This is a genomic window from Neisseria sp. P0004.S004, assembly GCF_051963335.1.
Classification (GTDB): Bacteria; Pseudomonadota; Gammaproteobacteria; order Burkholderiales; family Neisseriaceae; genus Neisseria.
The window spans coordinates 147083-159694 of sequence record NZ_JBQCUK010000002.1; the positions used below are offsets into that span (position 1 = coordinate 147083).

General features: G+C 50.7%; 13 protein-coding genes. 3 read left to right on the top strand and 10 right to left on the bottom strand.

Translation table 11 applies throughout. The features are described 5' to 3' along the window. Positions 1-64: 64 nt before the first annotated feature. From yidC to rpmH, 4 genes are all read right to left on the bottom strand, one after another. Complete coding sequence (gene yidC, locus ACTHRY_RS02155) at positions 65-1711, bottom strand: membrane protein insertase YidC (protein ID WP_049322494.1); 1647 nt, start codon at positions 1709-1711, stop codon at positions 65-67. Positions 1712-1829: 118 nt separating this feature from the next. Beyond that, the gene (gene yidD / locus ACTHRY_RS02160; RefSeq protein WP_003682178.1) at positions 1830-2051 is read right to left on the bottom strand and encodes a membrane protein insertion efficiency factor YidD; all 222 of its coding nucleotides are present in this window, start codon (positions 2049-2051) and stop codon (positions 1830-1832) included. Beyond that, positions 2051-2389: a ribonuclease P protein component gene (gene rnpA / locus ACTHRY_RS02165; RefSeq protein WP_049322495.1), complete on the bottom strand. Its 339-nt coding sequence runs from the start codon at positions 2387-2389 to the stop codon at positions 2051-2053. Before rnpA ends, yidD begins: the two co-directional genes overlap by 1 nt. Positions 2390-2391: 2 nt before the next feature. After that, entirely contained in the window at positions 2392-2526 is a 135-nt protein-coding gene (gene rpmH, locus ACTHRY_RS02170; protein WP_002214728.1) for a 50S ribosomal protein L34, read from the bottom strand. 319 nt (positions 2527-2845) lie between these two features. On the opposite strand from rpmH, the gene dnaA reads away from it, so the two are divergent. Together dnaA and dnaN are read left to right on the top strand one after the other, a co-directional pair. Then, positions 2846-4414 (top strand): chromosomal replication initiator protein DnaA, encoded by a 1569-nt coding sequence (gene dnaA, locus ACTHRY_RS02175; RefSeq protein WP_049322497.1) that lies wholly within the window; start codon positions 2846-2848, stop codon positions 4412-4414. Between the two features lie 105 nt (positions 4415-4519). Beyond that, on the top strand, positions 4520-5623 hold the full coding sequence (gene dnaN, locus ACTHRY_RS02180; RefSeq protein WP_049322498.1) for a DNA polymerase III subunit beta: 1104 nt from the start codon (positions 4520-4522) through the stop codon (positions 5621-5623). Between the two features lie 140 nt (positions 5624-5763). Here the strand turns inward: dnaN and ACTHRY_RS02185 are convergent, their stop codons facing one another. The 6 genes from ACTHRY_RS02185 to orn all read right to left on the bottom strand — a co-directional run bounded on the left by ACTHRY_RS02185 (position 5764) and on the right by orn (position 10573). Further along, complete coding sequence (locus tag ACTHRY_RS02185; protein WP_440373992.1) at positions 5764-6126, bottom strand: ACP-like domain-containing protein; 363 nt, start codon at positions 6124-6126, stop codon at positions 5764-5766. A gap of 297 nt (positions 6127-6423) precedes the next feature. Further along, on the bottom strand, positions 6424-8010 hold the full coding sequence (locus ACTHRY_RS02190; RefSeq protein WP_440373993.1) for an L-lactate permease: 1587 nt from the start codon (positions 8008-8010) through the stop codon (positions 6424-6426). A 330-nt stretch (positions 8011-8340) separates the two neighbouring features. Further along, complete coding sequence (locus ACTHRY_RS02195) at positions 8341-8976, bottom strand: 7-carboxy-7-deazaguanine synthase QueE (RefSeq protein WP_049322501.1); 636 nt, start codon at positions 8974-8976, stop codon at positions 8341-8343. A 108-nt stretch (positions 8977-9084) separates the two neighbouring features. After that, complete coding sequence (locus ACTHRY_RS02200; RefSeq protein WP_049322502.1) at positions 9085-9456, bottom strand: DUF1304 domain-containing protein; 372 nt, start codon at positions 9454-9456, stop codon at positions 9085-9087. A 73-nt stretch (positions 9457-9529) separates the two neighbouring features. Continuing rightward, positions 9530-9952, bottom strand: coding sequence for a 6-carboxytetrahydropterin synthase QueD (queD, locus tag ACTHRY_RS02205; RefSeq protein ID WP_036492897.1), 423 nt, complete (start codon positions 9950-9952; stop codon positions 9530-9532). A 63-nt stretch (positions 9953-10015) separates the two neighbouring features. Further along, a complete protein-coding gene (gene orn / locus ACTHRY_RS02210) occupies positions 10016-10573 on the bottom strand; it encodes an oligoribonuclease (RefSeq protein WP_049322503.1) in 558 nt (185 codons plus the stop codon). 133 nt (positions 10574-10706) lie between these two features. Here orn and dxs point away from each other — a divergent pair, with 133 nt between their 5' ends. Then, complete coding sequence (dxs, locus tag ACTHRY_RS02215) at positions 10707-12596, top strand: 1-deoxy-D-xylulose-5-phosphate synthase (RefSeq protein WP_049322504.1); 1890 nt, start codon at positions 10707-10709, stop codon at positions 12594-12596. Positions 12597-12612 lie beyond the last annotated feature (16 nt).

Below are 12612 nucleotides of genomic sequence, written 5' to 3' on the forward strand. Positions count from 1 at the left end.
TATTTGAGGAAAGAAAAAAAGGCCGTCTGAACAACAGACGGCCTTTGTGTTGCCTAAACCTTTATCAAGAAACAACTTCGCCTTGGGCGCGTTGTTTTTCGATGCTGCGGTTGATGTGCCATTGTTGGGCAATGGTCAAGAGGTTGTTGACTACCCAGTACAGAACCAAACCGGCAGGGAAGAAGAAGAACATGATGGAGAAAACCAAAGGCATGATTTTCATCATTTTCGCCTGCATTGGGTCGGTTGACGGCGGATTCAGATAAGTTTGTGCAAACATGGTTGCCGCCATAATCAAAGGCAGGATGTAGAAAGGATCCGGACGGCTCAAGTCGGTAATCCAGCCTAACCAAGGCGCTTGGCGCAATTCTACGGAAGCGAACAATGCCCAGTACAGGCCGATGAAGACGGGGATTTGCAACAGCATAGGCAGACAGCCACCCAGCGGATTGATTTTCTCGTCTTTGTAAAGCTGCATCATGGCTTGTTGTTGCGCCATGCGGTCATCGCCGTATTTCTCTTTGATGGCTTGCAATTTAGGTGCGGCGGCACGCATTTTTGCCATAGAGCGGTAAGAGGCGTTGGTCAATGGATACAGTACGGCTTTGACGATGATGGTCAAAACGATGATTGCCCAGCCCCAGTTGCCGATGATGTTGTGCAGTTGGTTCAAGAGCCAGAAGAGTGGGGAGGCGAACCAGTGTACTTTGCCGTAGTCTTTGGCCAGTTGCAGTTTGTCGGCGATGTTGGCGATAACGGAAGTGGTTTGCGGACCGGCATACAGGTTGATGGCAGTTTCGGCTTTTGCACCGGCTTGGATGGCGGCCAAAGGCACGCTGACGCTTGCGCTGTACAGGTTGTCGTTGCGGCGTTTGATGTCGATACGGCAGTCGCCTGCAGCGCATACGCTTTGGCCGTCTTTAGGCTGCAAAATCCAAGTGGACATGAAGTGGTGTTCAATCATGCCGAGCCAGCCGGTCGGGGTTTTGCGGATGTATTCGGCTTCGGATTTGCCGGACTTGGCATCGTCGTCCAAATCAGAGAAGCTGACTTTTTGGAAGCCGCCTTCAGGGGTGTAAACCACCGGGCCGACGTAAGAGCGGGTGAAGTAGCCTTGGCCTTCAGGTTCGCTGTGGTCGCGAACGATGCGGTAGTCTGCGCTCAGGTTGACGGGTTGGCCGTTGCTGTTGGTAATGTCGAAACGGACGTTAACCAAGTAGCTGCCTTTGGTAAAAGTATAAACTTTGTCGATTTTCAGGCCGTTGGTTTCAGGTGCGCTCAGGCGGACTTCAACTTTGTCGCCTTCCAAACTGTATTGTTTTTGCGGAGCGGTAAAGCTGATGCCTTTCAGAACGTTGTTGCCTTGTGCGTCCAAAAGCTCGGATTGGGCAACGTAGGTGTATTCCTTGCCGTCGTTAAACAGGACGAAAGGTTTGTGTTCGTCACCGGTTGCTTTGTATTGCAAGAGGGTCAGCTGGCGCAGGTCGCCGCTTTTCTCATCAATGACGGCTTTAACCGTGTCTGTGGTAACGGTAATAGGAGAGGCCGGGGCTAGCGCGGCTTCGGCAGCGGCTTTTGCCGGAGTAGCAGCCGTTTGCTGTTGCGCGGCTTGTTGCGCCGGATTAGGTTTGGGGCTGGGGAAAAAATGTTCCCAGCCGGCAAAGATTGCCACTGAAATGGCAAAAAACGCCATTAGTCTTTTAAAATCCATAAGAGATTCCTGGAGTTGACGGATAGGTAATCGAGATGAAAACTGCTTCAGACGGCATTATATAGAAACCGACGGGAAATTAAAGGAAATCGTGTTCTTTAAATGGTTGACAGCAGCATTATGGAACAGGGTCATGTCCGTGTCCGCCGAAAGGATGGCATCGTGCGATGCGTTTGATGGCCAGCCATCCGCCTTTGAATGCGCCGTATTTTTTGACGGCTTCGACTGCGTATTGTGAACAGGTCGGGGTATAGCGGCAGCGCGGCGGAATGAGGGGGCTGATGCAGTATTGGTAAAAGCGGATGAGTGCAAGGAGGAGCTTGGAAAGCAGGGTATTCATCAGCGTTTTTTCATCAGCTGGGCAAGTTGGTTGCGGGCTTCCAGAGCAGTTTCCCGATTAAACGCCTGACGCACGCGCACAACAAAGTCATGCGGCGGCAGCTGGTGTTGATTCAGCCTGAACCAGTCGCGGATGACGCGCTTCATATAATTGCGGTCATGGGCGCGTTTGGCGGTCTTTTTGCTGACGACCAAACCAAGGCGCGGATGGCCGAGCGCGTTGTCTGCGGACTGGGAGACTTGCAGCAAATCGCGGCTGCGTCGGTTTTTCAACGCAAAAACGGATGAAAAATCATCCGTTTTTAATAAGCGATACTGCTTCGAGAAGCCGTAATTCAAAATTATACAGCCAGGCGTTTGCGGCCTTTGGCGCGACGGGCAGCCAATACTGCGCGACCACCGCGGGTTTTGGAGCGAACCAAGAAGCCGTGGGTGCGTTTGCGTTTGGTAACGGAAGGTTGATAAGTGCGTTTCATGATGTTTCCTAAAAATTGGTAGATAATTAAACCGTGAATTACACTCTAATTTACTGCTTTTGTCAATCAATATAAAAACTTTTCGTTGGCCAAAGTGTGACAACGGGTTTTATGCATTGATAGAATTTGTGGATAAAATTTTGCGGCGGTTGTGGATAAAAAAGAGCGGAATGGGTATAATCGCCCAACCTTGCTTTTCTCTGTGCGCAAGGCCGTCTGAAAGCAGCGGGAGTATTGTAAAAATTTGATTTTTATCGGATTGCCTGTCTGCTCTGCCTTCTTGTATTTCCCAAATCTTCCATTTTCCGAGCTTAATCTCATGACGTTAGCTGAATTTTGGCCGCTGTGCCTTTGCCGCCTTCACGAAATGTTGCCTGCCGGGCAGTTTGCGCAATGGATTGCGCCTTTGACCGTGGGTGAAGAAAACGGCGTATGGGTGGTGTATGGTAAAAACCAATTTGCCTGCAATATGCTCAAAAGCCAGTTTGCCGCCAAAATTGACGCCGTGCGTGCCGAATTGGTGCCTCAGCAGGCTGCGTTTGCGTTTAAGCCGGGCGTAGGTACGCATTATGAAATGGCGGCTCAGGCTGTTGCGCCGGTGCAAGTGCAAGAAGTCATTGAAGTTGAAGAATTTGTAGAGCCTGTTCAAATGCCTTTGCAAACCGTTGCGGCAATAGAAGAAGACAGGCCGTCTGAAACGGTTTCCAAGCCTGCCGCTGCCAAGACGGCTGCCGAGATTTTGGCGCAGCGCATGAAAAACCTGCCGCATGAGCCTCAAGTGCAAACTGCCGCTCCGGCTGAGTCTAAAGCAGTTGCCAAAGCCAAAACCGACGCGCAACACGATGCGGAAGAAGCGCGCTACGAACAGACCAATCTGTCGCGCGACTATACATTTGAAACTTTGGTGGAAGGTAAGGGCAACCGCCTTGCCGCCGCAGCCGCCCAAGCGATTGCTGAAAATCCGGGGCAGGGCTACAACCCGTTTTTCTTATACGGCAGTACCGGTTTGGGTAAAACCCACTTGGTGCAGGCCATCGGCAACGAATTGCTGAAAAACCGCCCCGATGCCAAAGTGCGCTATATGCACTCGGACGACTATATCCGCAGCTTTATGAAGGCAGTGCGCAACAACACTTATGATGTGTTCAAGCAACAATACAAACAATATGACCTACTGATTATCGACGATATCCAGTTCATCAAAGGCAAAGACCGTACGATGGAAGAGTTCTTCTATCTGTACAACCATTTCCACAACGAGAAAAAACAGCTGATCCTGACGTGCGACGTATTGCCCGCCAAAATCGAAGGTATGGACGACCGTCTCAAATCCCGTTTCTCATGGGGTTTGACTTTGGAACTTGAACCGCCCGAATTGGAAATGCGCGTGGCGATTTTGCAGAAAAAGGCAGAAGCGGCCGGTATCAGTATCGAAGACGAAGCCGCTTTGTTTATTGCCAATCTGATCCGTTCTAATGTGCGTGAGCTGGAAGGCGCGTTCAACCGTGTCAGCGCCAGTAGCCGTTTTATGAACCGTCCTGTCATCGACATGGATTTGGCGCGTACGGCTTTGCAGGATATTATTGCCGAGAAACACAAAGTCATTACCGCCGACATCATCATCGATGCGACAGCCAAATACTACCGTATTAAAATCAGCGATATATTGGGCAAAAAACGCACGCGTAACATTGCCCGTCCGCGCCAAGTTGCAATGAGCTTGACCAAAGAGTTGACCACGCTCAGTCTGCCTTCTATCGGTGATGCGTTCGGCGGTCGTGACCACACGACTGTGATGCACGGTGTCAAAGCGGTGGCGAAACTGCGCGAAGAAGATCCCGAATTGGCGCAAGACTATGAAAAACTGCTGATTCTGATTCAGAACTGACCCAATGCAATTTCAGACGGCCTGAGGTCAATATGAGGCCGTCTGAAAACAAAAAATATTTTAAAATACCCAAATCAACCGATTTCAAATTCAAAGGAATGGAACATGCTGATTTTACAAGCCGATCGCGACAGTCTGCTCAAGCCGTTGCAAGCCGTTACCGGTATTGTCGAACGTCGCCATACTCTGCCGATTTTGTCCAATGTGTTGCTGGAAAGCAAAGACGGACAAACCAAACTTTTGGCAACCGACTTGGAAATTCAAATCAATACCGCCGGCCCTGAAAGTCAGGCAGGCGATTTCCGTATTACGACCAACGCTAAAAAATTCCAAGACATCCTGCGCGCCCTGCCTGACAGTGCGTTGGTGTCACTGGATTGGGCGGACAACCGTTTGACTCTGCGTGCGGGCAAATCCCGTTTTGCCCTGCAAACCCTGCCGGCCGAAGACTTTCCGTTGATGAATGTCGGCAGCGACGTCAGCGCGACTTTCTCGCAGACTCAAGAAACCTTCAAAACCATGCTTTCGCAAGTGCAATACAGCATGGCGGTTCAAGATATCCGCTATTACCTCAACGGCTTACTGATGCAGGTTGAAGGAAACCAACTGCGCCTTGTTGCAACCGACGGCCACCGCCTTGCTTATGCGGCCAGCCAAATTGAAGCGGAACTGCCGAAAACGGAAGTCATCCTGCCGCGCAAAACGGTATTGGAACTCTTCAAGCTGTTGAACAATCCGTCCGAGTCCATCACCGTTGAGCTTTTGGACAATCAAGTACGCTTCCAATGTAATGGTACAACCATCGTCAGCAAGGTCATCGACGGCAAGTTCCCTGACTTTAACCGCGTGATTCCTTTGGATAATGACAAGATTTTCCTCGTATCCCGTACCCAGCTTTTGGGTGCGCTCGAGCGTGCCGCTATTCTTGCCAATGAAAAATTCCGCGGTGCGCGACTGTTCTTGCAGCCTGGTTTGCTGAGTGTCGTATGTAGCAACAATGAGCAGGAAGAAGCGCGCGAAGAGCTGGAAATCGCTTACCAAGGCGGAGAACTCGAAGTCGGTTTCAACATCGGCTACCTGATGGATGTGTTGCGTAACATCCACTCCGACGATATGCAGCTTGCTTTTGGCGATGTCAACCGTTCAACGCTGTTTACCGTACCGAATAATCCGAACTTCAAATACATCGTAATGCCGATGCGTATTTAATTGATGTGTGAACAAACAAAAAGAGCGTGTACGGTACACGCTCTTTTTTATATGCTTGAATCAAAAGGCCGTCTGAAAATTGTTTTTCAGACGGCCTTTCTATCAAACCGGGATGATTTGGTTAAATAGGAAAACTGGGATTAACGTGGACGTGGTTCGCAGTTTTTCACCAGGAATGAGCCGTTAGGGGCGTTCACACCGACTACTTCAGAAGTAGTGTGGGTGTTTTTGTCGATGAAACCGGCAGACATTACATAGCCGCGACGGTTGGTGAAAGTAGTGCCGGTGCTGTCAGAACGTTTTTTGTCGACAACCAAAGAGGCTTTTTTGCCACCGGCGTTTACGTCGGCAGTAACTGCGCGGCCGCTGCGGTCGAAACCGTACATTACGTTCAGTGATTTGCCGCCTTCACAACGGTAAGAAACGAAGCCGGCAGGCGCAGCGGCAGCAGAGAAGGAAACAGTAGCCAATGTGGCTGCAGTGATAACAGAAAGTAATTTCATGATCTAAGCTCCATATGAGGGTTGTGTGTTATCTTGCAAAGTGAGAAAGGGTTTCCGTTTGCAGATGAAGCGTATTGTAGGCTTTTTGTCGGTAGTGGCAATTGGGTAAATTGCAAAACAGTGTTTACTTATGATTACCTGATTGTTTATTAATAGAAAGTTGTTTGTAATTTGGTGTTGCAAAGTGGCTATGCGGATTGTTGCGGAATATATACATTAATGATTCTTTAAGAAATATAGCGAAAGAATACAAAAAAGGCCGTCTGAATATTCAGACGGCCTTTGATATGAAGCGGTTTACAAGAAGAAAATTGAAGCGATAGTCACGGCGATGACGCCATAGATGCTCATCGGGATAACAGTTTTCTTGATGATCGCGCCTTCGGCGTTGTTCACGTTCAACACGCTGCACACGGCGATGATGTTGTTGATGCAGACCATGTTGCCCATTGCGCCGCCGACGGATTGCAGGGCGAGGATGAGGGTAACGGACAGGCCGGTATCAAGCGCGATTTGTTGTTGAATCGGGCCGAAGGTCAGGTTGGATACAGTGTTGGAGCCTGAGAAGAATGCACCGATTGCGCCAAGGTAAGGGGAGAAGTACACCCAGTGTTCGCCTGCCATCGCTGCAAATTCTTTACCGATGATTTTCACCATGGAGTCATCGCCGCCAACCATCATCAGTTGAACCATAATCAACGCACCCATCAGGGCGAGCAGAGGTTTTTTGGTTTGGTTGAACGTTGCAGCGTAGAAAGACCATGCATCTTTGAATTTGGTTTGGTACAGCAGGATACAGATCCAAACGGTGAAGACAAACGGAATCCAAGCCGGAACGTAGAGGGTTTGGTAGGAAGCGTTTACACCTTGACCGAAGATGTTGCCGAAGGTGATGGTCAGGGAGTCGCTGACGGTGATTTTGGATAAATCAAACGGCAGTTGGAAGCTGAACCATTCTTCTTTGCTGGTCAGCAGGCCTTTAATGCCCAGCTGTTTGATGCGGGTGACCACCAGCATGCCGATCAGCATACCCAAAGGGGCCAGTGCTTTGGCAACTTGTGCGAAAGGTACTTTTTCTGCATTCGGGTCTTTGGCGTAATCTTTGCTCAAGCCCCAGCCGCGGTTTGCCGCAAATACGGATACCAACAGGCCGATTGCGCCGGCAACCAGAGATGGGAATTCTTCGTTGACCATCGCCAATGCGACATAAGGAAGGGTACAGGAGAATACGGCAATGCCGATGAAGCCCAAGTTTTTACGGATTTCAGCCCAAGGCACGATGAAGCTCAAGCCGATAACAGGGATGATGAAACCTGCGAAGAAGTGCATGACGCCGGTTTGCATACCGATTTCCATAATGCTTTTTTGATCCAGGCCCAAAGGCGCGAAACCGAACCAAGTCGGTGTGCCTACTGCGCCGAAGGAAACGGGCACAGAGTTCATCACCAAAGTGAAGATGGCTACTTTCAGCGGATTAAAGCCCAAGCTCATCAAGATTGGCGCGGCAATAGCGGCAGGCGTACCGAAACCGGATGCGCCTTCAATCATAAAGGCGAAAGACCAGCCGATGATCATCAATTGGGCAATCGGATTCGGGCTGATGGTAGCCAGCCATTTGCGGATGACGTCGATACAACCGGTGGTTTCCATCATGCGGTTGAACATAATGGCACCGAAAATCACGGTAATCGGGGTCAGGGTAGAAACGAGGCCTGACGCTGCCGTTGCGTTGAGCAACATGGCGTTGTCGCCGAAATAAAACAGTTTGATGACGTAAATCAGCGAGGCAGTAATCGGCAGCGCAATGTAAGACGGCATACTGTTTTTCTTAACCATCAGCCAAATCAGCAGGATGATGGGAAAAATGCTGAGAAAGAGAGCCATAGGAATATCCTCGGGGCAACAAGCACCATAACCGTCAATGTAATGGCGGTTTGATACGATGTGTTGAGCAATAAATGTTTTTCGAATAGATATTTGCATCCTCAGATGCGGTTAGTCATCAGGTAAATTGGTTTTACCAATTTATGAAAACTGTTGCACACTTTACGTAATCTTATGTAATCGGTCAAGAGTTTTATAACAAAAAAGGCCGTCTGAAATAGGGTTTCAGACGGCCTGAGCGCTTTGCCAGTAGTGCATTTGGTCGAATATCGAATGGTATTTACATTCAATATTTTGTAAAGGTTTAATTTTTGATTGATTTCAAACGAATTATTCTATTCCTGCCCACTTATGCGTCTGTACGCTCAGTTGCCAATGGACGGGGGCGTCGGGTCGGCTGTTTAACACACCGATTTGGCGGATGGTGTCGTAGATATTCATCGCGCCGTCTTGTTCGCAGGGGGAAAGGTAGTAATGCCGGGCGCGGATTTTGTGTTCCATTTTCTGACAAAACGCAATGACTTCGCCGTCGGCAACAATGCGCACTTCGTCTGCTTTCTCGATGCAGCTTTTTTCGTATTTGGCGGCGTAACAGGCTTTAGGACTGGTGGCAACGTAGTCGATTTGCGGCGGAGCGGGGTTGAGGCCGTTGGTTTCGATACACAGAAAATAGCCTTCGGCTTTGAGTGCGTTGAGCAGGGTATTCAAATGCGGTTGGATGGTGGGTTCGCCGCCGGTAATGATGATGTTGCGCGCTGTGTAGGTTTTCAGACGGCCTAAAATATCGGACAGACTCATCATGCCGAATTTGAGGTAGTCGGTATCGCACCAGCTGCATGCGAGATTGCATTTGCCCAAACGGATGAAAACGGCGGGCATGCCTGTGTTCCAGCCTTCGCCTTGCAGGCTTTCAAAGATTTCGACAATGCGGTATTGGGGATTGTTCGGCGTGATGTGAATGGTCATGAATATTAGGTGTGTGGGATTGAATTGTTGTCGTGAAGCGTTTGAAGAAGTGATGTGAGGCAGCCATTCTTTCTGTTAGTTCAATGGGAAAGAATGGCTGGTGTGTATTTAAGCGGCAATGACGGCTGCGGCGGCCAAAAATGCCGGCAAGCCTTGTTTGAACAAAATGCCTTTGTTGCCGGATGAAAACGCGCCCCATGCGGCGGCGATGAGGACGAAGCCGAGGAACAGGATGGTCGCGCCATAAACGGCGTTGTCAGGTGCGGCAAAGCGCGCCCATACCAAGCCGATGGCGAGGAAGCCGTTGTACAGACCTTGGTTGGAAAACAGGGTTTGTACGCGTTTTTGTTCCATAAATTCGTAAGGCATGTTGAACAGCTCTGACGCTTTTTCGCTTGGGATTTGCGTCATTTCGAGCCAGGCGATGTAGAAATGTTCGATAGCGACGAAGAGGACGAGGAGGGTGGAGAGGAGTTTCATGAAGATTCCTTTTGATGTTTAGTGTATGAGGTATTTATGGGAACAGGTCGTCTGAAAAATACAGGATGGCGGTTTATTCCCCTTCATATTCCGCACACGAAGTCGGCGTTTCCCATAATTTTACGCTGCACACTTTGACACCGGCGTTTTTCAGACGGCCATACATTTCTACGCTCATGTTTTCGGCGGTGGTGCGGCAGGGCAGGCGCAGGGTTTTCATGTTCCAGCCTTCCAAAAGCGCGGCGATTTGGCTTTCGCGTTCGTTGTCGCCGTGATAGATGAAGGCATGGTCGAACGGGTCGGTAATGTGTTGTTTGACGATGGCTTTCAGGTCGGTAAAGTCCATCACCATGCCGTCTTTCGCGCCGCCTTGGATAACGGGCGCGGAGACGGTGATTTCGAGTTTGTAGGTGTGGCCGTGCAGGTTTTGGCACTTGCCGTCATGCCCGTCGAGCATGTGCGAGGAATCGAAGGTAAAGATTTTGGTGATTTTCATGAGATGAAGGAAGCCGATGAGGCCGTCTGAACGGTGTCAAACCGGTTTCAGACGGCCTTGGGATTATTGTTCGGAAGGGAGTTTGAGGAAATGCTCGCGATAATGGCGCATTTCTTCGATGCTTTCGAGGATGTCGTCCAATGCCTTGTGCGAACCGCGTTTGACCACGCTTTTGGCGACGGCCGGATTCCAGCGTTTGGCCAATTCTTTCAGCGTGGATACGTCTAAGTTGCGGTAGTGGAAATAGGCTTCCAAACGCGGCATGTATTTGACCATGAAGCGGCGGTCTTGATGGATGGAGTTGCCGCACATGGGCGTGGATTTCTCGGGTATCCATGCGGACATGAAGTCCAACAGGTTTTGCTCGACTTCGGCTTCGGTCAGTTTGGATTCGCGTACGCGTTGGGTCAGACCGGTACGGCCGTGGGTGGCGGTGTTCCATTCGTCCATGCTGTCGAGCAATTCGTCGCTTTGATGGATGACGTATACGTCCGATTGCGCCAGTACGTTCAAATCGGAGTCGGTAATGATCATGGCGACTTCGATAATGCGGTCGTGTTCCGGGTTGAGGCCGGTCATTTCCATATCGAGCCAGCAGAGGTTGTTTGCGTTTTGGGTCATTTCAGACGGCCTTGTGTTTTCAGTTGGCAGTATTATAAAGGATAAAGGTTCGGGCCGTCTGAAAGCATTTGTAACAAGTTGTGCAATCTCTTGATATAATCGTCCGTTACACAAAAAATCACCGCCAAAAATCATGAACCCAAGCCCTTTGCTCGATATGATCGATACGCCTCAGGACTTGCGCCGTCTGGAGAAAAAACAGCTGCCGCAAGTCGCCGCCGAATTGCGCGAATTTCTGTTGGATTCCGTCGGTAAGACGGGCGGCCATTTCGCCAGCAACTTGGGCGCGGTCGAGCTGACGGTGGCGCTGCATTATGTGTACGACACGCCCGAAGACCATTTGGTCTGGGATGTTGGCCATCAAAGCTATCCGCACAAAATCCTGACCGGCCGCAAAAATCAAATGAACACCATGCGCCAATACGGCGGTTTGGCCGGTTTTCCGAAACGCAGCGAGTCGGAATACGACGCGTTCGGCGTGGGGCATTCTTCCACATCCATCGGCGCGGCCTTGGGCATGGCCGTTGCGGACAAACAGTTGGGCAACAACCGCCGCAGCGTCGCTATTATCGGCGATGGAGCCATGACAGCGGGTCAGGCGTTTGAGGCTCTGAACTGTGCAGGTGATATGGATGTCGATTTGCTGGTTATCCTCAACGACAACGAAATGTCGATTTCCCCCAATGTCGGCGCGCTGCCGAAATATCTCGCCAGCAACGTCGTGCGCGATATGCACGGCCTGTTGAGTACCATCAAAGCCCAATCAAGCAAAGTATTAGACAAATTGCCCGGAGCGATGGAGCTTGCCCAAAAAGTCGAAAACAAAATCAAAACCTTGGCAGGCGAAGCGGAATACGCCAAACAGTCGCTGTCTTTGTTTGAAAACTTCGGTTTCCGTTACACCGGCCCTGTGGACGGCCACAACGTTGAAAATCTGGTGGACGTATTAAAAGACTTGCGCGGCCGCAAAGGCCCTCAGTTGTTGCACGTCATCACCAAAAAAGGCAACGGCTACAAATTCGCCGAAAACGACCCCGTCAAATACCACGCTGTCGCCAAGCTGCCGAGCGAAGTGCCTGCCCCGGAAGTGAAACCTGCCGCGGCCAAACCGACTTATACGCAAGTGTTCGGCCAATGGCTGTGCGACCAAGCGGCGGCTGACGAGCGTTTGGTTGCCATCACGCCTGCCATGCGCGAGGGTAGCGGCTTGGTTGAGTTTGAACAGCAATTCCCCGACCGCTATTTCGACGTCGGCATCGCCGAGCAACACGCCGTTACCTTTGCCGGCGGTTTGGCATGCGAAGGCATCAAGCCTGTTGTAGCGATTTACTCCACTTTCCTGCAACGCGCTTACGACCAGTTGGTGCACGACGTTGCCTTGCAAAACCTGCCTGTTTTGTTCGCCATCGACCGCGCAGGTATTGTCGGTGCAGACGGCCCGACCCATGCCGGTTTGTACGACTTGAGCTTTTTGCGCTGCGTGCCGAACATGATTATTGCCACACCCAGCGACGAAAACGAATGCCGCCTGCTGCTCTCAACCTGCTATCAGGCAAATTCGCCGTCCGCCGTCCGTTATCCGCGCGGTACGGGTACTGGCGCAACTGTTTCAGACGGCCTGGAAACCGTTGAAATCGGCAAAGGCATCATCCGTCGCGAAGGCGAGAAAATTGCCGTTATCGCCTTTGGCAGCATGGTTGCCCCATCATTGGCCGCTGCCGATAAACTGAATGCGACCGTTGCCGATATGCGCTTTGTCAAACCGATAGATGAAGAGCTGATCGTCCGTCTCGCCCGAAGCCACGATTACATCGTTACCGCCGAAGAAAACGCCGAACAAGGCGGCGCAGGCAGCGCGGTGTTGGAAGTGTTGGCGAAACACGGCATCTGCAAACCGGTGTTGCTGTTGGGTGTAGAAGACAAAGTTACCGAACACGGTGACCCGAAAAAACTGTTGGACGACTTGGGTTTGAGTGCCGAAGCGATTGAAAAACGCATTGCCGGCTGGATCAAGGCCGTCTGAAAAATGATGATTAAAA

Bases quoted from the DNA above. Each gene is read 5' to 3' on its own strand.
- yidC (WP_049322494.1), bottom strand. From the start codon at position 1,711: ATGGATTTTAAAAGACTAATGGCGTTTTTTGCCATTTCAGTGGCAATC.
- yidD (WP_003682178.1), bottom strand. From the start codon at position 2,051: ATGAATACCCTGCTTTCCAAGCTCCTCCTTGCACTCATCCGCTTTTAC.
- rpmH (WP_002214728.1), bottom strand. From the start codon at position 2,526: ATGAAACGCACTTATCAACCTTCCGTTACCAAACGCAAACGCACCCAC.
- dnaA (WP_049322497.1), top strand. From the start codon at position 2,846: ATGACGTTAGCTGAATTTTGGCCGCTGTGCCTTTGCCGCCTTCACGAA.
- dnaN (WP_049322498.1), top strand. From the start codon at position 4,520: ATGCTGATTTTACAAGCCGATCGCGACAGTCTGCTCAAGCCGTTGCAA.
- ACTHRY_RS02185 (WP_440373992.1), bottom strand. From the start codon at position 6,126: ATGAAATTACTTTCTGTTATCACTGCAGCCACATTGGCTACTGTTTCC.
- ACTHRY_RS02190 (WP_440373993.1), bottom strand. From the start codon at position 8,010: ATGGCTCTCTTTCTCAGCATTTTTCCCATCATCCTGCTGATTTGGCTG.
- ACTHRY_RS02195 (WP_049322501.1), bottom strand. From the start codon at position 8,976: ATGACCATTCACATCACGCCGAACAATCCCCAATACCGCATTGTCGAA.
- ACTHRY_RS02200 (WP_049322502.1), bottom strand. From the start codon at position 9,456: ATGAAACTCCTCTCCACCCTCCTCGTCCTCTTCGTCGCTATCGAACAT.
- queD (WP_036492897.1), bottom strand. From the start codon at position 9,952: ATGAAAATCACCAAAATCTTTACCTTCGATTCCTCGCACATGCTCGAC.
- orn (WP_049322503.1), bottom strand. From the start codon at position 10,573: ATGACCCAAAACGCAAACAACCTCTGCTGGCTCGATATGGAAATGACC.
- dxs (WP_049322504.1), top strand. From the start codon at position 10,707: ATGAACCCAAGCCCTTTGCTCGATATGATCGATACGCCTCAGGACTTG.